This is a genomic window from Fictibacillus phosphorivorans (assembly GCF_001619875.1).
Taxonomy (GTDB): Bacteria; Bacillota; Bacilli; order Bacillales; family Fictibacillaceae; genus Fictibacillus; species Fictibacillus phosphorivorans_B.
In genome coordinates, this window is sequence record NZ_LRFC01000037.1 from 134,535 (window position 1) to 155,601 (window position 21,067).

Annotated in this window: 21 protein-coding genes; 3 read left to right on the forward strand and 18 right to left on the reverse strand. The window is 38.1% G+C overall.

Going from position 1 to position 21,067, the window contains the following annotated elements; all coding sequences use genetic code 11:
• Positions 1 to 20: 20 nt before the first annotated feature.
• The 3 genes from AWM68_RS21520 to AWM68_RS15455 all read right to left on the reverse strand — a co-directional run bounded on the left by AWM68_RS21520 (position 21) and on the right by AWM68_RS15455 (position 2,830).
• Positions 21 to 182, reverse strand: coding sequence for a hypothetical protein (locus tag AWM68_RS21520; RefSeq protein ID WP_156488430.1), 162 nt, complete (start codon positions 180 to 182; stop codon positions 21 to 23).
• A gap of 63 nt (positions 183 to 245) precedes the next feature.
• Positions 246 to 1,631, reverse strand: coding sequence for an argininosuccinate lyase (gene argH / locus AWM68_RS15450; protein ID WP_066243729.1), 1,386 nt, complete (start codon positions 1,629 to 1,631; stop codon positions 246 to 248).
• Positions 1,628 to 2,830: an argininosuccinate synthase gene (locus tag AWM68_RS15455; RefSeq protein WP_066243732.1), complete on the reverse strand. Its 1,203-nt coding sequence runs from the start codon at positions 2,828 to 2,830 to the stop codon at positions 1,628 to 1,630. The genes argH and AWM68_RS15455 overlap by 4 nt, the downstream gene beginning before the upstream one ends.
• 213 nt (positions 2,831 to 3,043) lie before the next feature.
• On the opposite strand from AWM68_RS15455, the gene AWM68_RS15460 reads away from it, so the two are divergent.
• Positions 3,044 to 3,358: a hypothetical protein gene (locus AWM68_RS15460; protein WP_066243734.1), complete on the forward strand. Its 315-nt coding sequence runs from the start codon at positions 3,044 to 3,046 to the stop codon at positions 3,356 to 3,358.
• Positions 3,359 to 3,384: 26 nt separating this feature from the next.
• On the opposite strand, the gene AWM68_RS15465 is transcribed toward AWM68_RS15460, so the two are convergent.
• From AWM68_RS15465 to AWM68_RS15500, 8 genes are all read right to left on the reverse strand, one after another.
• On the reverse strand, positions 3,385 to 3,891 hold the full coding sequence (locus AWM68_RS15465) for a MogA/MoaB family molybdenum cofactor biosynthesis protein (protein WP_066243741.1): 507 nt from the start codon (positions 3,889 to 3,891) through the stop codon (positions 3,385 to 3,387).
• An 18-nt stretch (positions 3,892 to 3,909) separates the two neighbouring features.
• Positions 3,910 to 4,740 (reverse strand): EcsC family protein, encoded by an 831-nt coding sequence (locus tag AWM68_RS15470; protein ID WP_066243744.1) that lies wholly within the window; start codon positions 4,738 to 4,740, stop codon positions 3,910 to 3,912.
• 73 nt (positions 4,741 to 4,813) lie between these two features.
• On the reverse strand, positions 4,814 to 5,479 hold the full coding sequence (locus tag AWM68_RS15475; RefSeq protein WP_066243746.1) for a GNAT family N-acetyltransferase: 666 nt from the start codon (positions 5,477 to 5,479) through the stop codon (positions 4,814 to 4,816).
• Positions 5,480 to 5,627: 148 nt separating this feature from the next.
• A complete protein-coding gene (locus AWM68_RS15480) occupies positions 5,628 to 6,815 on the reverse strand; it encodes an acetate kinase (protein WP_066243749.1) in 1,188 nt (395 codons plus the stop codon).
• Between the two features lie 206 nt (positions 6,816 to 7,021).
• Positions 7,022 to 8,020: a class I SAM-dependent methyltransferase gene (locus AWM68_RS15485; protein ID WP_066243752.1), complete on the reverse strand. Its 999-nt coding sequence runs from the start codon at positions 8,018 to 8,020 to the stop codon at positions 7,022 to 7,024.
• A gap of 188 nt (positions 8,021 to 8,208) precedes the next feature.
• A complete protein-coding gene (tpx, locus tag AWM68_RS15490; protein WP_066243756.1) occupies positions 8,209 to 8,709 on the reverse strand; it encodes a thiol peroxidase in 501 nt (166 codons plus the stop codon).
• A gap of 91 nt (positions 8,710 to 8,800) precedes the next feature.
• Positions 8,801 to 9,253, reverse strand: a complete 453-nt coding sequence (ytfJ, locus tag AWM68_RS15495) for a GerW family sporulation protein (RefSeq protein ID WP_066243759.1) — start codon at positions 9,251 to 9,253, stop codon at positions 8,801 to 8,803.
• Between the two features lies 1 nt (position 9,254).
• Entirely contained in the window at positions 9,255 to 9,926 is a 672-nt protein-coding gene (locus AWM68_RS15500; protein WP_066243763.1) for a DUF2953 domain-containing protein, read from the reverse strand.
• A gap of 146 nt (positions 9,927 to 10,072) precedes the next feature.
• On the opposite strand from AWM68_RS15500, the gene AWM68_RS15505 reads away from it, so the two are divergent.
• Positions 10,073 to 10,870, forward strand: coding sequence for an NAD kinase (locus tag AWM68_RS15505; RefSeq protein ID WP_066243765.1), 798 nt, complete (start codon positions 10,073 to 10,075; stop codon positions 10,868 to 10,870).
• A gap of 143 nt (positions 10,871 to 11,013) precedes the next feature.
• Here AWM68_RS15505 and AWM68_RS15510 read toward each other — a convergent pair whose 3' ends face one another.
• The 6 genes from AWM68_RS15510 to ezrA all read right to left on the reverse strand — a co-directional run bounded on the left by AWM68_RS15510 (position 11,014) and on the right by ezrA (position 19,261).
• Positions 11,014 to 12,603, reverse strand: a complete 1,590-nt coding sequence (locus tag AWM68_RS15510; RefSeq protein WP_156488431.1) for an amidohydrolase — start codon at positions 12,601 to 12,603, stop codon at positions 11,014 to 11,016.
• Positions 12,604 to 12,754: 151 nt separating this feature from the next.
• Complete coding sequence (gene mbcS / locus AWM68_RS15515) at positions 12,755 to 14,329, reverse strand: acyl-CoA synthetase MbcS (protein ID WP_066243768.1); 1,575 nt, start codon at positions 14,327 to 14,329, stop codon at positions 12,755 to 12,757.
• Between the two features lie 134 nt (positions 14,330 to 14,463).
• Positions 14,464 to 14,649 (reverse strand): alpha/beta-type small acid-soluble spore protein, encoded by a 186-nt coding sequence (locus AWM68_RS15520; RefSeq protein ID WP_066243771.1) that lies wholly within the window; start codon positions 14,647 to 14,649, stop codon positions 14,464 to 14,466.
• A 388-nt stretch (positions 14,650 to 15,037) separates the two neighbouring features.
• Positions 15,038 to 16,249 carry a tRNA uracil 4-sulfurtransferase ThiI gene (thiI, locus tag AWM68_RS15530; RefSeq protein WP_066243776.1) on the reverse strand — a complete coding sequence of 404 codons (1,212 nt, stop codon included), beginning with the start codon at positions 16,247 to 16,249 and terminating at the stop codon, positions 15,038 to 15,040.
• Positions 16,250 to 16,254: 5 nt separating this feature from the next.
• Positions 16,255 to 17,397, reverse strand: coding sequence for a cysteine desulfurase family protein (locus tag AWM68_RS15535; protein ID WP_066243779.1), 1,143 nt, complete (start codon positions 17,395 to 17,397; stop codon positions 16,255 to 16,257).
• 172 nt (positions 17,398 to 17,569) lie between these two features.
• Entirely contained in the window at positions 17,570 to 19,261 is a 1,692-nt protein-coding gene (ezrA, locus tag AWM68_RS15540; protein ID WP_066243782.1) for a septation ring formation regulator EzrA, read from the reverse strand.
• Positions 19,262 to 19,484: 223 nt separating this feature from the next.
• Here ezrA and hisJ point away from each other — a divergent pair, with 223 nt between their 5' ends.
• Positions 19,485 to 20,318 carry a histidinol-phosphatase HisJ gene (gene hisJ / locus AWM68_RS15545; protein WP_066243785.1) on the forward strand — a complete coding sequence of 278 codons (834 nt, stop codon included), beginning with the start codon at positions 19,485 to 19,487 and terminating at the stop codon, positions 20,316 to 20,318.
• On the opposite strand, the gene refZ is transcribed toward hisJ, so the two are convergent.
• Positions 20,283 to 20,969: a forespore capture DNA-binding protein RefZ gene (refZ, locus tag AWM68_RS15550; RefSeq protein WP_231868441.1), complete on the reverse strand. Its 687-nt coding sequence runs from the start codon at positions 20,967 to 20,969 to the stop codon at positions 20,283 to 20,285. The genes hisJ and refZ overlap by 36 nt on opposite strands.
• Positions 20,970 to 21,067 lie beyond the last annotated feature (98 nt).

The following is a 21,067-nucleotide window of genomic DNA, read 5'->3' on the forward strand; positions in this document are numbered from 1 at the left end:
CCCTTACTTACTAGTTATTCTTATGAAAGACTTTCTTCGTCATCTAGCTTTGTTCTTTGCTGTCCCTGATCTACTTTATCAACGATTCCGCTTTGATAGGCTTCTGTTATCTGCTGATGAACCTTCATTTCGCCTTCTGCATCGTATTCTAACTGTTGATTTGGACGTTTTTCCTTTTCCATGGTAACTTCCTCCTTCAAAGAACTTACCCATAGTTTTTGTCCTCGAAAGAAAGTTAAACGGTATTAATTTTTGGAAACGTACATTTTTGATTTCGCTGCATCAATCTGTTTGAGCACAGCATCAAAACCTGTCCCGCCTTCTGAATTTCTTCTTTCAACAGCGGTTTTTGGAGATAGCGCAACAAATAGGTCATTTTCCACAAGTGGACACCATTCCTGATATTCCTCGAGACTAATATCAAGAAGATAACAGTCTTTATGAATACAATGGAGTACCATCTGTCCAACTAATTCATGGGCTTCACGAAACGGAATCCCTTTTTTCGCTAAATAATCAGCAAGTTCAGTTGCATTCGAAAAATCTTGATGAACGGCTTTGTTCATCTTATCAGCATTCATTTTAATCTCATTCATCATGCCTGTCATAATACTCAGACATCCCTTTACTGTTTTTACTGTATCAAAAACAGGCTCTTTGTCTTCTTGCATATCTTTGTTGTATGCAAGGGGAAGTCCCTTCATCAAAGTGAGCAATGACATTAGCGATCCATAAACTCTTCCGCTCTTACCGCGAATTAATTCGGCCATATCTGGATTCTTCTTCTGTGGCATCATACTGCTGCCTGTTGTGAAACTGTCACTGATTTCAATAAATCCAAATTCCTCGGACGACCAAAGGATTAGCTCTTCACAAAAACGGGACAGATGCATCATAATCATTGAAGCATTGCTGCAGCATTCAATCGCAAAATCTCGGTCACTTACCGCATCCAAACTGTTGAGATATTTATTCGAGAATCCTAATTCGTTCATCGTAATATTTCGATTAATATCAAATGTAGTTCCAGCTAAAGCCCCTGCACCAAGCGGCATGATATCCGTTCGCTTTAAGCTGTCCTGCATTCTCTCTTTATCTCGCTCAAGCATCCAGAAGTAAGCAAGAAGATGATGAGCAAAAGAAACGGGCTGTGCACGCTGAAGGTGTGTGTAGCCCGGTATAATCGTTTCTACATGTTCTTCAGCAAGATTTAAAAGCGATTTTTGCAACTCTTCAATATGGTCTATGATATGCAGTGACTCTTCTTTCACGAAAAGATGGAAGTCAGTTGCAACTTGATCATTTCGGCTTCTCGCTGTATGAAGTTTGCCTCCGTCCGGTCCAATTTTGTCGGTTAACAATTTTTCCAGGTTCAAATGGATGTCTTCATACTTCACTGAGTACGAGAGTTTGCCTGCTTTCTCTTCCTGTACTAAAGCTAACAACCCATTTTTAATATTTTTATAAGCACTTTCATCGATAATATTGCATTCATAAAGCATCTTAGCATGAGCAAGGCTACCTTTTAAATCTTGACTTGCCAGTTGCTGATCGAACGATATGGATGCTCCGAACTCATCTACCCATTCTTCAGGTTGTTTTGAGAAACGTCCTCCCCATAGCTTTTTCACACTTTCACCTCATTTTTTTGTACCATGCTGCTTACTTTTGTCGGTAATCCCCATAGTGAGATAAATCCTTTTGCCGCAGTGTGATCAAATGCATCGTCTGATGTGTAAGTAGCCAATTTTTCATCGTATAGCGAATAAGGTGATTTTCTTCCTTCAACAATCGCATGGCCTTTAAAAAATTTGACACGGACTGTACCCGTTACATGTTTTTGTGTTTCATCCAAAAAGGCTTTTAACGATGCGTTAAGTGGTGAAAACCAAAGACCTTCATAGATTAATTCTGTCATCTTCTTTTCTATAATTGGCTTAAAATGAGCGACTTCTTTCACTAAAGTTAAATCTTCTAGTTCCTTGTGTGCCTTGATGAGTGTTGTAGCTGCAGGACACTCATATACTTCACGCGATTTAATACCTACGAGTCTATTCTCCACATGATCGATTCGTCCAACCCCATGTGCGCCTCCCCATTCGTTTAGTTGATGAATGAGAAGATCGAGCGAAACATTTTTACCATTCAGTGATACTGGGACACCTTGCTCAAAACCGATCTCAACGATTTGCGGCTGATCTGGCGTTTTCTCAAGTGATACGGTCATTTCATATGCTTCTTCAGGAGGAGCAGCCCAAGGATCTTCTAATATTCCGCATTCATTGCTTCTTCCCCAAAGGTTCTGATCAATAGAAAACGGGTTTTCCTTTTTGATCGATACCGGAATATCATGCTGTTTGGCATATTGAATTTCTTCTTCACGCGACCAGCTCCATTCACGTACTGGTGCGAGCACCTCTAGTTCTGGTGCTAGTGCTGCAACAGAAACCTCAAAACGAACCTGATCGTTCCCTTTTCCTGTACAACCATGAGCAACAGCAGTTGCACCATACTTTTTTGCTGTCTCCACTAACTTTTTAGCGATAAGCGGACGGCTTAAAGCAGAGATCAATGGATATTTTCCTTCGTATAGTGCATGGGACTGAAGAGCAACTAATGCATATTCTTCAGCGTATTCTTTTTGAACATCCAATACGATGGATTCAGAAGCTCCGATCGATAGTGCCTTTGATTGTATAAAAGGGAGGTCCTTACCCTCCCCAACATCCAAGCATAATGCAATGACTTCGTATCCTTGTTCCGCTAACCACGGTATAGCAACTGATGTATCTAAGCCCCCAGAATAAGCTAAAACTACTTTTTTCCCCATATGAAATCTCTCCCTCTGTTGAATATAAAAATGAATACGTGTTTATTTTTATACATTATAGTTTATAAAAATACCATTTAAGATAGTTCATACTATAACAAAATTCCAACAATAAATGCAAGGATATTCTTAAAAATGAATAAAAATAACATGTAACTTTTATCTCGCATCAACATCCACCCTTTTGTACAATAGGGATAGAGGTGATTTCAGTTGCAAAATAACTTTGTATGGGATGACAGGCTCGGAATATCAGTGCCGGATTTAAATAAGCCTTGGGAAACGTTTGATAAATCTTCGCAAGCAGCCATTCTATTGCATTGGGAGAAAATAAGAGGAACGATTCCAGATCGAATCGGGAAAATTGAAAAACACATTAATGAACTTCAAGATCAGTTATCTTTGGAAGAAAACTTTGAACGATCATGTGAGCTGAATTACAAAATTGCAAGTTTAGCCTCTGTCATCAATGATCTTTGGTTATGGTACAGATTGAATCAGAACATCACATCAAAAATACACGGATAAAAAAAGAGGATGCAAATGCATCCCCTTTATTTTTGCAGCTGTTGAACGACGTGATTCAGCTCTGGCACTATTAATTTCTCCATTCCCAGCTTTACAGCCCCAGAAGAGCCTGGCAGAGCAAATATGGCTGTTCTACCTTTCACACCAGCAATCGCTCTGCTTAACATAGCACTAGATCCAATATCTTCTGTATAACTAAGCATGCGGAAAAGTTCTCCAAAACCGGTTATCTCTTTATCAATAAGAGTAGATAATGCTTCAATGGTTACATCTCTTGACGCAATGCCTGTACCCCCATTGAATATTACAACATCGATCTCTTCCCTTTGTATTCCATATTGTGCCGCATCAACAATCCATTCTGTGTCATCGGTAACGATTCTATATTCAGCGATTTCATGATTCTGGGTTTCTAAATAACTTCGAATCAATTTTCCACTCTTATCTGTTTCTTCATCACGTGTATCACTTACCGTTACAATCATGCACGTTACTCTTTTAGGTGCGAGTGCTTTATGTTCTTGAACGCTCATTTTATAAACACCTGTTTCTTAATATTTTTCAAATAGATATCGCTTTTGATAAAACTTGTGTGCGATTTCCGTAATTTTTCTTGATTGCTGATAGTTCATGACGGCCCCCAAAGCCATACCAAAAATCGGTAATCCTTGTGTCAACTTCTTTCTAAGGAGCAGAATGGCCATCATCTTAACAGCTTGCTGAATAGGATGAGACATCCAAGATATATCTGCAATAACATCTTTTCCTGCATAAAAGATTGGATCTTCTTCTTCTCTGATCTCAGCCATCAGCTCATCCCACTTTTCTTGCTGAAATCGTTTTGGCATCGTTGCTGCATGATAGACTTTAAGCGATCTCATCATCTCAGAAGGCCTTTGGATGTCATATCCATAATGCATGGCGATCGATTGAACGGAACGAATTCCGAGTGCCACCATTGCTGGCAGGTCTGTCCCTAAGAAGAGAAGTCCCCCCGTTCCGGCAAGTCCACCTTGAGAAAAAGAAAGGAGCCTGTTTCGAGCGATCTGTTGATCTGCCATATAGGATAGCTGATCGATCGAGCATTTTTTCAGGTCTTCAATTTCAAATATATCGTCACGGAATACTCTTGCTTCAGACAGAAGTCTCTGTTTGGTATCTAATTGAAATTGAGAATTTTGTATGAGAGCATGAATATGGAACAATGCAGAATCCACATATTCTCCAATCGTTTCCTGCATCTCTCCAGAAAGAAGATCCATTTGTCGTGTTGCCCATTTTTCATAAGTACGTCCAAAATCTGTTGGTTCATATGTAAAAAAATCTTCTTCCCACGAATTAATCTCTTGCCAAATTTGTTCTTCGCGCTCTGTTAACGGCATACTTCTCCTCCTTAGATTCCTTTTTTATAGTGTATTATAATCTCTTCATGAAGTAAAAAAACAGCCGGTCATCTTATTTGTTAAAAGGGTTGCTCCATTCCATAAGAAGTGCATAATTACATGACTCCTCATCCTCTAGATAATTTGGGACCACTTCTAACGGTGTTCTCCCGCATCTCAACAAGAACGAAATAACTGGATCATAAAGCTCTCCAATCACTACCTTCTCTGCATATTCTGATGGCGAGAGCATTTTTGAATGCTTATAATACCCAGGCATTCTACCACCGCCTAGCAAGCGCTCCAATTTCAAATGAACAACGGTTTCATACAATGACTGCATCAAGAGTTTTCCGAGGTTTAGTTTTCTATGTGCAGGCCGGACACAAATATCAACAACATAAAGCGTGTTCCCACTGTTGTTATGATTAGTGATATAACCGCTATCTGTTATCTCTTCCCAAGTATGACGAGGATGCTTTGGATCAAAATCAACTAATAGTGCAGTAATTGAACCTGCAAGGACTCCATCGATTTCTACACATAATGCCCCATCAGGAAATAGAGAAATATGATTTTGCAGCTGCCTCTCATTCCACAAGAGTTCAGAAGGAAAAGGAGGCGGAAAGCTTTCTCGCTGAATTTGGATAAGATCCGTAAAATCCTCATTTTCATAATTACGAACAATTGCTTTTACGTTTTTATCTTTACCATATAAATATTGTTCCTTTTTGTACATCAGACAGGCCTCCCTCTATAGGTCGCACTATTTTAATTACATAAAAAGGGTTTACGCTTTTTACCATCCGTTTTCCTTCTTAAGGCTGCATCTTCAAACAAAAAACAGCCTTTTAACATGCATGAGCATGAAAAGGCTGTTTTGAAGACTACATCGTAATACGCATAGTATCTCGAGCAATCATAACTTCTTCATTTGTAGGAATTACGATAACTTTTACTGGAGAGTGAGGATAGCTGATAAATGCTTCTTTACCACGAACCTGATTAAGAGTAGGATCCCAATAAACTCCCATAAATTCTAATCCACGAAGTACACGTTCACGGACAGCTGTACTGTTTTCACCTATACCTGCTGTAAAGATGATTGCATCAATTCCAGCCATTCTCGCTGCATACGATCCAATATATTTGTGGATACGGCTCGCAAAAACTTCTAGAGCAAGCTCAGCACGTTCATTGCCTTTCTCAGCTTCACTTTCGATATCACGAAGGTCAGAGGAGAAACCAGATACACCAAGCATTCCACTCTTATTGTTTAATACATTCAATACTTCTTCAGCACTTTGACCAGTCTTTTGCATAATATAAGGGATTAAAGATGGATCAATGTTACCTGAACGAGTTCCCATAGTTACACCCGCTAAAGGTGTGAATCCCATGGATGTATCAATGGATTTACCGCCTTCGATCGCTGCGATACTTGCTCCATTTCCTAAGTGGCAAGATAAAAGGCGAAGTTGTTCAACAGGACGTCCAAGAAGCTCCGCCGCTCTCTCTGAAACATATTTGTGACTTGTACCATGGAAACCATATTTACGAATGCCAAACTTTTCGTAGTACTCATATGGCAAGCTGTATAAAAATGATTTTTCAGGCATTGATTGATGGAAAGCTGTATCAAACACCGCAACTGCAGGTACGTTTGGCAGCACATTTTTGAATGCTTTAATTCCTACAACATTAGCTGGATTGTGCAGTGGTGCTAAATATGAAATATCTTCAATTTCTTTTAAGATTTCATCTGTAATCTGAACAGAATCATTGAACTTTTCTCCTCCGTGTACGACACGGTGTCCAATTCCTTCAATTTCTTCAAGAGAAGAAATAATCTGATGTTTAACTAATTTATCTAAAAGCATAGATACTGCTTCTGAATGATCTTGGATATCTTTAATTTCTTTTACTTTCTCACCATCTACCTCGATCGTGAAAATTGAGTCATTTAATCCGATACGTTCTACAAGTCCTTTAGTCAGTACTTCTTCTTCTGGCATTTGAAGCAGCTGAAATTTCAAGGACGAGCTTCCGGCATTAATTGCAATAATTTTAGCCAAAATAGCCATCTCCTTCATATTCAATGAAAAAGAAAGATGCAAAAAGCACACTTCTGTTTCACTTGATACTATAATCCTTCCTTATTTAAACACTGCCCATTGTTAATATCAAGGTTGTAAAGCGCTTACACCTTATATTCATGCAATTCAGACTTGAATCCGTTTGCAAACACATAAAAAAACAGCAAAGGTTTTAACCCACGCTGTTATTTTTCACGTTCCCATTCTGTTTTAAACCACTCATTCATCTGTTCCATTACATTTCCTAACCCATTTTTGTTTGAGAAGGACGGCAGCTGAGCAAGCATCGCTTGTTTAGGCTTGATAGCTCCTTCTCCATTCTTTTGCAGAATCAGGATGCTCTTGGCGTGAACAGCAGATTTAAATAAGGATTCCGGAAGCTGTAAAAGTCCTAATACCGTGACTGTTTCCTTCATCCAAGCCTTAAGCAGATCAGCTTGTTCACTTTCAAATATGTTGTTCGGTACAATAAATAGACCTACACCTGCTTCTTTCAAGTGATGTGTTGCTTGTTCAATAATTAGATGATGCGCGAAAGTATGTCCTTCTTTTTCATAGACCTTAAATGCTTTTGCACCTTCATCATCAGGATAATAGCCCACAGGAAGATCTGCAATGACCACATCAACCGGGTCAGCGTAAAGCGGTTTGATCACATCTTGGTGAAAAAGCTCTACTTTATGTTTTTGAATATTGGCATTTACCCAAGCTAAACGTAAAAGGGTTTCGTCCACTTCTACTCCGAATGCTACCGTTTCTTTATCTTTAAGCTGGTTCATGACCGCTGTTATTAAATTTCCTGAGCCTACAACAGGGTCTAAAAGGGTTAGATTATCGGTTTTATTCGTAAATTTTTGAACAAGATAACCTGCAAATAAAGCAACAGCATCAGGAGTCATGGCATGATGTGGCTGAACTGCTTCTTTCATCCCTTTTAATACAGCAAGCTGAAACGCTTTACGGGTTTCTTCTTTGCCGAATTCCGTTAAGTTATTCTTCTTATATTCATCCGTTAAAACGTTTGTTAATTCTTTCGGATATTCTTTTGGGATCTCTTGAAAAAACAAGTTCTCTCCCGTTTCAACAAGGGCATCTAAATACGGTATATCAAGTTTATCTTTAATAGCCGTTGCTGTATTATCCATCGTGACAAACAATTTTTCTACATCTTTAAAAGTACTCATATAGCTTCCTCCTAAGTTTACACAGGAAACATTTTAGCAAAACAAAGGCAACAAATACAACGGTTAACGCTTTTTCCGCTAGTTCAAGTATATAATTATTTCAATAAATTATTTGAATGCATGGAAACAACTAAGAACAATAAAAAAATCTCCGGTATGCATTAGCTCTACCGGAGAGGTCTGATTGCTTATTTTGCCGCTTTAGCTGCTTCGATCGCTGCTTCATAGTTAGGATGGCTCGTTACTTCACTCACATATTCAACATAAGTAACCTTGTCTGAGCTATCAATAACAAAAACTGATCGCGCAAGAAGGCGAAGTTCTTCAATCGCAACTCCATAAGCCTTACCAAATGAAAGTTCGCGATGATCAGATAGAGTTTGAACATTTTCAATGCCAGCTGCAGCACACCATCTTTTTTGTGCAAAAGGCAAGTCCACTGAAATCGTTAACACTTTAACGTTATCAAGCTTTGATGCTTCTTCATTGAAACGACGAACTTCAGCATCGCAAACACCTGTATCAACAGAAGGCACAGCAGCAATTAAACGCACACTTCCTTTTGAGTCATCAAGAGTAACTTCTGACATATCATTTGCAAGCACTTTAAAATCAGGAGCTTGATCCCCTACTTTTACTTCATTACCTAGCAAAGTAACTGGTTTTTCTTTAAATGTTACGCTCATAATTCATGTTCCTCCTTAAAAATTATATAAATATGTACTTTCCCTTTCATCTTAAAACAATGCAGAAGAAAAAGCTAACAAGATGTTAGCTTTTTTAAAAATCATGATTTTGTGTACTCGATTGCCCTTGATTGTTTTTGTTTTTATTCATAAGGTGCTGAAGTTTATCAATTACACCGGGAGCTAGGTCTAAAATTCTCTCATATAAATGCGTACTATTATCTAAGTGAATGGTCTTAATACCTGTGTTGCTTACGACAAGAAATGCTATTGGAGTAATTGAAACTCCTCCACCACTTCCTCCGCCAAACGGCATCTCTTTCGATTGACTTGATGCTCCGTGCTGCGATGTCGAACGAGAGGATTCTTCTTGATTACCGAACTCACTTCCTCCTGCAGCAAATCCAAATCCTACCTTTGATACAGTTAAAATTACACTGCCGTCAGGGGTTTCTACAGGATCACCAATAATCGTATTTACGTCGATCATTTCTTTTAAATTTTCCATCGCGGTTTTCATCAAACCCTGGATTGGATGTTCACTCATTTTACATGCCTCCAGTCATATATTCAGAATTCACCTTAGCTGAACGACTTGACATTCGCCAGGACTTTAGGATTTTTAACATAACGACAATAGCATGCCCGATTTTAAAAGAAAACATACAAGAGAACCGCGTTTCACTATGCATGCCTTGAAAAACCGGAACGACAGAGATATTCGGACTTCCTTCGAGCTTAAAGAAAGTATTCAGGACTTGAATAGCTATTCCTTTGAAACCCCATACAGTACCAGCAGCGATGGCTGAAGATGAGGCTTCTCCAAGTCCAACCGCACTATGCCATTCTACCTTCTTTACTTTTATCTTTTTCAAGAAAGCAGCAAGAATTTTATAAAAATGATGGATATGCTTTAGCATTTTTATGGAGTATCGGTATTGTTTTTTTATTTGCTGAAAAGATACTTTTTTCTTTTTTTCTTTTTTCTGTCCCATCGTCCCCTGCTTTTCTTCTCGAATTTTAATTGAATGGTCCTCTGCATCAACAGCTATAAGAGGCACGTTCAATTTATATTTAATAAAACGATACATTCTTAAAGTTACAGTAATATCACTATTGTCATTACGGTGAATAAAATACACCGTAATATGAATGGTTGATACACAGAATAAGATAAATAAAAACAGCAATATACCTAATAGAATCAAAATCCAGTTCATACAAGCTCTTCCCTTCTATGCTTTCATTATGGGCAGAGGTTATTTAATCTAAACTTATCTATGTCTGTTACAATAGAAACAAGGAATTCTAATGTAAAATGAGAACACAATAATTTAAGCAGAGGAATTTTAGGAGGGAATACTGTATGACTGTGCGCAATAAGATTTTCTTTTTTTACAAGAAGGAAGATTCGATTCTAGAGAAGACTGAGCGTTTAAAAGCATTGGCAAATTCTGAAGGTTTCGAAGTTGTTGAGAATGAAAAAGAGGCGAATATTATTGCAAGCATAGGTGGTGATGGCTCGTTCTTACAAGCCGTCCGGAAAACGGGTTTTAGAGATGACTGTTTATACGTAGGAGTCAGTACGTTAGAATCTGAGTTCTATTGTGACTTTCATATTGATGACCAGGCAGGTATGATGAGTGCGATTAAAAATGAGCAGATCGAAGTCAGGAAGTATCCCGCTTTATCGGTAAACATTGATGGACAAGGATCATTCTATTGCTTAAATGAATGTTCTCTTCGCTCATCTATAATTCGTACTCTTGAAATTGATGTGTTTATTGATGATTTGTATTTTGAAACGTTCCGCGGTGATGGGATGATTATTTCAACGCCAACTGGCAGTACAGCTTACAATAAATCAGTCAACGGCGCAGTTGTAGACCCTATGCTTGCTTGTTATCAAATTAGTGAGCTTGCTTCCTTAAATAATAATCACTACCGTACCCTTGGCTCATCATTCTTATTAAGTGATAACCGAAAGATGACTCTTATCATTAAACATGACAATAGTCATTATCCGATCATTGGAATGGATAATGAGGCGATGAGTATTAGGCATTGTGAAAAATTAAGTTTTGAACTAACAGATAAAAGAATCAAGACGGTAAAATTAAAAGACAATTCATTTTGGCATAAAGTAAGAAGAAGTTTTCTCTAATTTCGTTCCAGGTTGTCGTTTTCGGTAGGCAGGGAGCCTGTCAGAAACTCTCTTCTCCATAAATCTTAAATACAAAAAAGCTTGCAGTTCACACCGCAAGCTCTTTTTTAATTTGGTTCATCATAAATATGAATTATTTAAATTTATGTTGTTTTCTCATAAACAATATCACCATCTACAATCGTAAATACAACATTAACTTCGAGTATTTCATCGACTGACATCTGAAATAAATCTCGATCTAACACCGTAAAATCAGCGATATATCCTTCTTTAATCAAACCTCGTTTATCTTCTCGCATAATCGCAGCGGCACTGCCTGATGTATATATACTTATTGCCTCATACATCGTTAATTTTTGCTCAGGTACATATCCTTCATGTTTTTCTCCTGGTTTCTTTCGTGTTACAGCAGCAAAGATTCCAAGAAGAGGATTTACAGGTTCAATCGGAGCATCTGAGCCACCAGCACAGATCAACCCTTCATCAATCAATGTTCTAAACGGAAAGGCATAGGGAATTCTATCAGTTCCGAGCCTTTCAATCAGCCAAGGAAAATCTGAAGCAACAAAACCAGGCTGTATATCTAAAATGACCGAAAGTTGTTTCATTTCTTCAATTAAATCTTCGTCTACCAGTCCAACATGGATCAAACGGTCTCTTCCATTCTTTGGTGGACATTTCTTTATAGCATCAATCGTTTGTTTAAGAGCCATATCACCAATGGTATGTACAGCAATATTCATGTTATTTTCACGAGCGATTTTTACAAGTTGCAATAATTCCTTATCTTCGTGTATAGATACTCCTGATGTCTCGGGAGCATCATTGTATGGCTGTGACAACCAAGCTGTCCGACCACCGAAAGCTCCATCTGCAAAAATTTTCAAAGCACCGTATTCTACAAAAGGAATTTGGTATTCCTTTTCAATTTCTTTAAAGTCCTTAAGTGCTTCGTGATGAACTAATAGATGTGCTCGAAACTTTAAACGTTCCTCTTCAATAACAGATCGATAAGCTTTTAACGGTCTTTCCACATAGCCATAATAACTTAAATCTTCGGAATGACCTCCCGTAATCCCTAATGAATGAAGATGCTGAACAGAGGTTTTCAAGGCTCGATTTAAATATTCTTGAGATACTTCTGGAACCACTTTCTTAACAAGCTCTGCTGCAGCATCATGTAATAAACCGGTTGGTTCTCCATTACTGTCCTTTACGATAATTCCACCTGCAGGATCAGGTGTTTCTTTTGTAACACCTGCTAATTCGAGAGCTTTAGAATTGGCTAAAAAGGCATGACGGCAAACTCTAGATAGGAGAACCGGACGGCCGTCTGAAATCGAATCCAGCTCATTTTTATGAAAAATTTTGCGGTCGATAAAATTGTTCTCATTCCACCCCTCACCAATCAGCCATTCCTCTGAGTGAAGCGTGTTTACTTTCTCTCGCAGTGCGCTTTCCATTTCTTCAGCGGATGTCATTTCTGAGAGATCTAATCTGATTAATTTCTCACCATGACCAATCAGATGCAAATGACTATCTACAAATCCTGGATACATCACATTTTCTTGTAGATCCATTTTTTTTTCAATGCGTTCACTATACTTGTCTGTTAAATGCTCTTCAGTCCCGGTTTCTACGATCAAACCGTTCTCCACAAATACCGCTTCACTAAATTCACCTTCAGTTACCATTGTACAAATCTTTCCATTATGAAACAAAGTCCCCACGTTAATTTACCACCTTTAATGAAACACGTTTTCTAGAATAAGTATAACTTTTTTCAAACCAAAAAAGCAGATCAATATCTGCTTTTCGTAGCTCTTTTTAAAAGCTGTTTTCGCAATCGCAAACATCTTTTGCATTCAAAATCAATAGAAATCATCTTGTTTTTGAAGCTTCTAACTGACGAAGTTCAATACGCCGAATCTTACCTGATGTTGTTTTCGGTAGATCGCTTACATATTCGATCGACCTTGGGTATTTATATGGAGCCGTAAGCTGCTTCACGTGTTCTTGGAGTTCTTTCGTTAAGGTATCCTTGTCAGCCGATTCGTCGCGGAGTACGACAAAGGCCTTAACAATATGTCCTCTAATCTCATCAGGACTTGCAACTACAGCGCATTCTTTAACTGCTGAATGCTTTACGAGAGCATCCTCTACTTCAAATGGACCGATTGTATATCCAGATGAAATAATGATATCGTCTCCTCTTCCTTCAAACCAAAAGTAGCCATCAGCATCTTTCTTGGCTTTATCTCCTGTTACATAATAGTCTCCTCGAAAAGCCATCATCGTTCGATCCTGATCTTTGTAGTACTCCTTAAAAAGAGCTGGACAATTTTTATGAACAGCAATATCTCCAACCACTCCTGCGTCTACAGGATCTCCATTCTCATCAATGATTTCTACATCGTTCCCAGGTGTCGGTCTGCCCATAGATCCAGGTTTGATCTCCATGCCTTCCATTGTTCCGACTAACAATGTATTTTCAGTTTGTCCATAACCATCACGCACATTGATATGGAAATACTTTTCGAACGTCTCAATTACTTCTCGATTAAGTGGTTCCCCAGCAGATACAGCACTTCTCAAATGCGGTAAACGATATTGATCTAAGTTATCGACTTTTGCCATCAATCGATATTCTGTTGGCGTACAGCATAAAACAGAAATCTGCTGGTCTTGTAATAGGGTTAAATATTTTTGCGGATCAAACTTTCCTTGATACACAAATCCTGTTGATCCTGTTCCTAAAGTGGATAAGAATGGGCTCCAAATCCATTTTTGCCAGCCTGGTCCTGCAGTTGCCCAGACTTTGTCATTCTCTGATATGTTGAGCCAACTTTTTGCAGCTGTACGTATGTGAGCATAAGCCCAGCCATGTGTATGAACAACACCTTTTGGCTGCCCAGTAGTACCTGATGTATAGGATAAGAAAGCCATGTCATCTTTAGAGGTTTCAGGGGCTTTATAGGAAACGCTTACATTATTCGTTATGGCGTGCAGACTTAACCAGTTATCCGTTTCTCCGTTAGCGCTGATTTTATATGTAAGTGTTGGCAGGTCGTCTTTGATTTCATTCACTTGCTCTGTAAAACGATAATCTGCAATGATTGCCTTTGCTCCACTATGCTGCACACGATAACTTAAATCTTTCGCTCTTAGCATTTCAGAACACGGTATAACAGAAATCCCTGCTTTTAAGCAGGCAATATATACAGCATACGTCTCAATTAATCGAGGCATGATGATGAGTATACGATCACCTTTTGTGAGCCCTAACTCTTCTAAAGAATTTGCAATTTGATTAGCTCGATCCAAAAGCTTTTTGTATGTAATCTCTTCGGTAACATTTTCTTCATCCATCCAGATTAAAGCTTTTTTATCAGGGTCTAAAGCGTATTTTTCCATTTCTTCTGTTAAGTTATAAACACTTGGAGCAATCAAATTCATATCACCATTCACCCTTTCGATATATTCATGTTGATCAACTCCATTATAATATATTTTTGAAAATTTATAAAATTAAGTTTTTTTGGCCAATTAAAAAGGAGCGGGGACAACCCGCTCCGTTAGCCATTTGCTATTTATTTTGAGTATCCACCTAGAGCTTGAGCTACTAGACGCTTAGTGATTTCTCCACCTACAGATCCGTTAGCACGTGAAGTAGAATCTGGTCCAAGGTTTACACCGAATTCAGAAGCGATTTCATACTTCATTTGGTCTACAGCTTGTTGTGCACCTGGTACTACTAATTGGTTTTGGTTTGCCATGTTGTTTCACCTCCTTTGTACTAATAATGTGTGTCGAAATGGCCGATTCAATTCTTGGAAATTGTTGTGTGTGTTGCCATTTTCATTGTTCATAGTGCAAAAGAAAAAAGCCGGCACAAATGTGCCGACCTACTCGCTATAGTTTTGTTGTTATTGACCCAATATGATACTGGTTCTTCATCTAAAACAATTGTGCATTTGATTCATTTAATCCTTTACTTCATTGACAAGTTGATTGGAGTGCAAGGTGTGAGACTCCTGCAGGACAGGCGGGCAGGTGAGACACTTAAGAGTGAAACGTACGGATGTGGCTCACCGCCTGCCCCGCGGAAAGCGAAGCACCTGGAACGGAAATCAACAGCAACCAAGGACTCCAGTGAGTCGTTACTTAGAGCAAATCATTAAAGCTTTCGTCAGTTGATTTTCCTTCTTCAAGAATCAGCGTTTCAACAGTATTAACTGCTTCCTCTATCAATTCTTCAAGATTTTCAATTTTCTTCTCAAATTGAATCGCTTTATCCCGCTTTGGTTTTGTTTTTGGAGCTGATGGTAAGAAAATGGTACAGCAATCTTCATATGGACGGATGGAAATCTCATATGTTCCGATCTTATGCGAGATATTCATGATCTCAAGCTTGTCCATCGTAATAACCGGGCGCAGAATAGGCAGATTTGTTACTTCATTAATCGCATACATGCTGTGCATCGTCTGACTCGCAACTTGACCAAGGTTCTCTCCGTTTGCAATAGCCATCGCATTGTTATTTTCTGCTAATCGTTCCGTGATTCTAAGCATAACACGTCTCATAATTGTCATGCTGTAGCTAGAAGGAATCTTATCTTTTATTGTTTGCTGAATTTTAGTAAATGGAACAACATGGAGCTTGATCTTTCCTCCGCTATAGCGGGTAAGCTCTTGCGTTAAGTCAACTACCTTTTGCTTTGCGCGTTCACTTGTAAAAGGAGGACTGTGGAAGTGTACACCTTCAATACGGACACCGCGTTTCATCGTTAAATAACCGGCAACAGGACTGTCGATACCGCCTGAAAGCATCAGCATCGCCTTACCTCCGACACCGACTGGCAGACCACCTGCACCTTCAAACGATGTAGAACTGATATAAGTCCCTGTATCTTTCACTTCAACCTTTACATTTACGTCTGGATTATGAACATCGACTGTTATACCTTCTGTGTTTCTTAAAAGGTATCCTCCGACTTCTTGGTTAAGTTGCATCGAATTTACAGGAAATGACTTCAAAGACCGTTTACCTGTGACTTTAAACGTTTTTTTACCTTCAATTGCTTCTTTAAGTGCTTCTAATGCGGCTTTTTGTATTTCTTCCAAATCATTTTCGGCTCTTACAGCTAAACTTATTGAATGGATTCCGAAAATATCCTGAAGGGATTTAACGATAGGTTCATACGCATGCCCATTTAATTCAATGACAATGCGATCAAACAGTTTAGCCATTTTCAAATCGCTATATGGTCGCATCTTTCTTTTAACTGTTTCAAAAAGCTGTGATTCAAAATGTCTTCTGTTTTTACCCTTAAGTGATAATTCTCCATAACGCACTACTAAATGATCATAAATCATCTTCATTACCTCATTACCTTTTTAAAATTTATTATCTCTTCTTTCAATATCGCCAGTGCACGTGTTGCCTCTTCCATTGTGTTTTCATAAGAAGTACTCATTCGAATAGCAGTAGATGCTCGTTGTTCACCTAACCCCATCTCAATGAGGATACGGCTGGAACCTCCTTGTTTCGATGAGCATGCAGAACGCGTTGACACATAAACGTCTCTTTTATCAAGAGAATGAATAAGAACTTCTGGTTTAATGCCCAAAACTGAAAAATTGATAATATGTGGTGCAGAATGATTCTCTGGGGTATTAACTTCAACACCCTTTAATTTTCTCAATTCTTCCAGCATAAATTGCTTGATTTTAAGCAAATTCTTTTTCTTATCTTGCATCTCCAGAAGGATCAGTCTCAGTGCTTTTGCCATGGCTACGATCCCAGCAACGTTTTCTGTTCCAGCTCTTTTCTTTAATTCTTGTTCTCCACCGGTAAACAATGAAGAAAGAGAAACGCCATTTTTTACGAAAAGAACACCATTTCCTTTTAAACCGTGAATTTTATGTGCGGATATCGTGCATAAGTCGATTACCCATTCCTTTAGCGGAAGTTCGACCTTACCAACTCCCTGCACATTGTCCACATGAAAAAAGATTTTTCGATGTTGTTTCAATATCTTGCCTATTTGTTCTATAGGCTGTATTGTTCCTGTTTCATTATTCACATGAATAATAGATACGAGTATCGTATCAGGCCGTATCTCACGTTCTAGATCTTCTATAGATATTAAGCCCTCATGATTGACAGGCAGGTAAGTTACTTCAAAACCCTTTGATTCTAAATATTGAAAGGACTCAAATGAAGATGCATGCTCAACGGAAGTGGTAATAAGGTGTTTGCCTCGATTTTGATGCTGAAATGCAATTCCTTTGATTGCGATATTATTGCCCTCTGTTCCTCCAGAAGTAAAAATAACTTCTGATGGCGCAACTTCCAGCAGCTGAGCAATTGACTTTCTTGCTTGTCCAAGTAACTTCTCAGCCTCTCCTCCCTTTGAGTGCAGAGAAGATGGGTTAGCAAAATATTTTTCAGACACCGTGACAAAAGTATCAAGAACGTCCTTATATGGCTTTGTTGTTGCACTGTTATCCAAATAAATCATTTTTGAATCCTCCAATTATCCATTCCATACCGAATCTAAACACACATTTCATTATCATACCATAATTTAGATATGAAGCGCATCTACACTTTGTGTATAGTTTTTGTTAACCCTCTAACATTCAATCTATCTGAACAGCAAAAAAACTGCAGGAATAATACCTGTCAGTTTTTTACACGTGTGACTTTAAATTGATTTCCATCTCTTTCAGAATTCCTGGCTGTACACTTTCAATTGCGGATGCGGCAATTTGAAGTGCATCTTCATATTGATAATTACGGAAAGCGATCTCTGCTTCAATCAATCGAATGGATACAGATCGATAAGAGCTTCTGAATCTGTTTCCATATTGAATCAGTTTCTCTGCTAGATATGCATTTTCAATCATCTGAGACGTTTCTTCATAACCTTCATTAACAGCATCATGTGCTTTATTTAGTACGTAGGAAACATCAGACATTTCAAGCGGCTTCTCATCCAGTTTTTTTGAGACCTCAATGATATATTCTTCGGCTTTTCCAATCGTGATCAAATAATGTTCCGGCAGACCAGGCAGATTGCTTTTTTGAACCATTCTTCTTGCTTCTAAAAGTTTTTTTCTTAATTCTTTCAGGTTTTGTTTTGTATCGAGCTCATCTTTTCTTAGATTATGAAGCATCTCTTCATAAACCTTTTGAGAACGTTGGAGCTCTTCCATCTGTTTTTGCATCTCCTCCATCATCTCGCGAATAACGGAAAAGGATTCTCTTTTCTCATCAATCGACTCTTGAATGATGAAGAATCGGCTTTGAAGTTTATGAAAAAGTTTTTCGATTTTCTTTTGCATATCAGCTTCATTTTGTTCAATGAGATAGGTAGATGAAACGATTTGGGTCTCGTGCTTAAGAGTTTCAATACGGTCCTTAAGGTCTTCGATATTAGAGAAAAAGACTTCTCTTTCTTTCAAAACATATTGTTTTGAATGAACTTCATTCTCTAGCATTTCATATAATTGATCCATCTTTTGTACGGTTTCATCAAGATCCTTTTGAGCAGAATCTAATTCAAGCTCATACACTTTGTTTAAGGCTTGTTCGTTCAATTCTTTTAATGAGCTGATTTCTTTCTCGATTCCAATATGATGAAGAACATAGCCTTGCTCTTCCATTTCAGTAAAACCAGCGCTTAGTTCTTTAAGGGAATTAGGGATATCTGATTGCAGGATTACAAGCAGCTCTGGTACACCTTGCATCTTTGTTTTACATACAGAAATTCTGTTTAAGCTTTCTACTAATCTTTGTCTAGCTTCAAGATGACTTCCCTGAACCGTTAGAGATTCAAATGTTTCGAACAATGATTTGATCTCGTCTAGTTCCTTATCAAATATTGGTGCTGTCTGACCAAAAGCACGGATGTGCGTTAAATAATATTTTTTTGTTTCCTGCAGTTTCTCTTTTGCTTCAACGATTTCTTCTCGATTCAATTCTTCACTCGTCACTAATTCATTAATTTCAGAAGTGATCTCTTTAATTCTCGTATCCATTCTATCTAATGACTGATTAACGTTCATTAGAATAGTACGCGCTTTTTTAAAACGATACTTATCTGTATATTCTTCAGCATCAAATAAATTTTCTTCTAAATTCGGAAGATGTGCTGTTACCATCTCGTCCCATTCTTGACGCCACATCTCGAATTTCTCTTCCGTTTCACCAATCATCGCCATACCCTTAACTTTTGATATTTCTTCTGTTAATGGGCGATTCATAATTTGCATCTTCCATGCTTCAAGTCGGTCAATTTCTTTATAAATTCTCCGGCGTGACATGGTACCGTAAAGGATCAATGCTAGGAATGTAACTATGGCAATGACTATGTATATCATCAGAGGCACCCTTTCTATCTGTTCATTATTTCCCAATTCATTGTATTATGTAAAAAGTATGTAATTTCTTTTTTACGACCACATTTAGGTTAATCATCTATAAAATTGCAGTTTAATGCTTTTATGATAACATGTAAACAAACATTTGACGCAAAAAAATTGCATAATACGATAATTTTTTTCCAAATTAATGAAGATATTGTCGAAAGGAGTAGAGTAAGGGATGTATTATGATGGTCATATCCATACCCCTTTTTGTCCACACGGATCTAAAGACACATTAGAAATGTATATCGAAAGAGCTATTTCTCTAGGTTTAAAGGGCATAACGTTTACGGAACACGCTCCGTTACCCAAAACATTTACAGATCCTGCTCCAACTAAAGACAGTGCAATGCTTTACGGACAATTAGGGGACTATTTTGATCACATAAAAGAATTAAAGAGATTCTATAATAAAGAAATTGAAATAAATACAGGATTAGAAGTGGATTTTATAGATGGCTATGAGGAGGAGACAGGGCAGTTGCTTAAAGAAGTTTGGCCTGAACTTGACGATGCCGTTCTATCTGTCCATTTTTTGCAAATGGAAGATAACTACTATTGCATGGATTATGACGAGAATGTCTTTAAAGAAATGATCCACAAAACGGGAACACTTTCTGCTCTTCATTCCTTGTATTTTGAGACTTTAAAAAAATCGATCACTCATTCATTTGGAAAGTTTCAGCCAAAAAGAATCGGTCACATAACACTGGTAAATAAATTTCAGACACTCTTTCCATCTAACTTCAGCAATGAGAAGGAAATAGATGAGATATTAACAGCCGTTTCTGAACGCAGCTTGTCCCTTGATTATAACGGCGCGGGTGCGGTTAAACCATATTGCTTAGAACCTTATCCATCCGACTGGATCGTAAAGAAAGCTCAAAAAAGAAAAATCCCTCTCGTTTACGGGTCGGATGCCCATAGCGCTAAGGGACTTGGTCAAGGCTTTGATCAACTCGTTCCATCTATAGCCTTAACTTCCCCACTTCTCCTGAATAGAGCCGAATAAAGGCTTTTGTACAGCAGATAGCAGAGGATTTTTTCTTTCTGGTTGGCAAACACACTTATCAAACCAGTTCATCATCCACTTTTTGTATGGTTGGATGAACGTTTCAGTTTCAGCACTAATCTGATACACTTCAGCTAAATATAGAGGATGCAGAAAAGGAAGCATCATCATATCCTTAAATTGTATGGTTAAAAAATCTACAGGCTGTCTTCTGAATTCCTTTTTCTTCATGCCTTTCTCAAATAACGTTTGCAGAAAGTATTTTTCTTTTACTAAATACGTAGACATGAGTTCACGAACTAAAGTGGAATCAAGTGTCATTTCACGATAGACAAATCGCGCTAGAGGAAGGTTCCTTTGTTGATAGATCAGCAAAGCTTCTACCACTTCGATAAAACTTCCTTTAACCGATGGAGAGCTCGATGTATGATAAATAATTTCAATCCGTCTAATATAGCCTTCAAAAAATGAAGTGATCAATTCTTCGAGAAGCCCTTTCTTCCCTCCAAAATGGTACGAAATCAATGCAAGGTTCACTCCTGCTTTTTTTGCTATTTGCCTAACAGTCGTTCCTTTGAAACCTTGGCTTGTAAAAAGAGCAATCGCTGCTTCAGCTATTTTCAGTTTCGTTTCCATTGGATCTGCCTTCATTTTCATCCACCGTCCTTTCCTCTCATGTATAAAATTCTTGGACGGCAGACATAAACCTTTATGAATCGCTCGACAAATAAGGGCTTTTGAGTGTATAG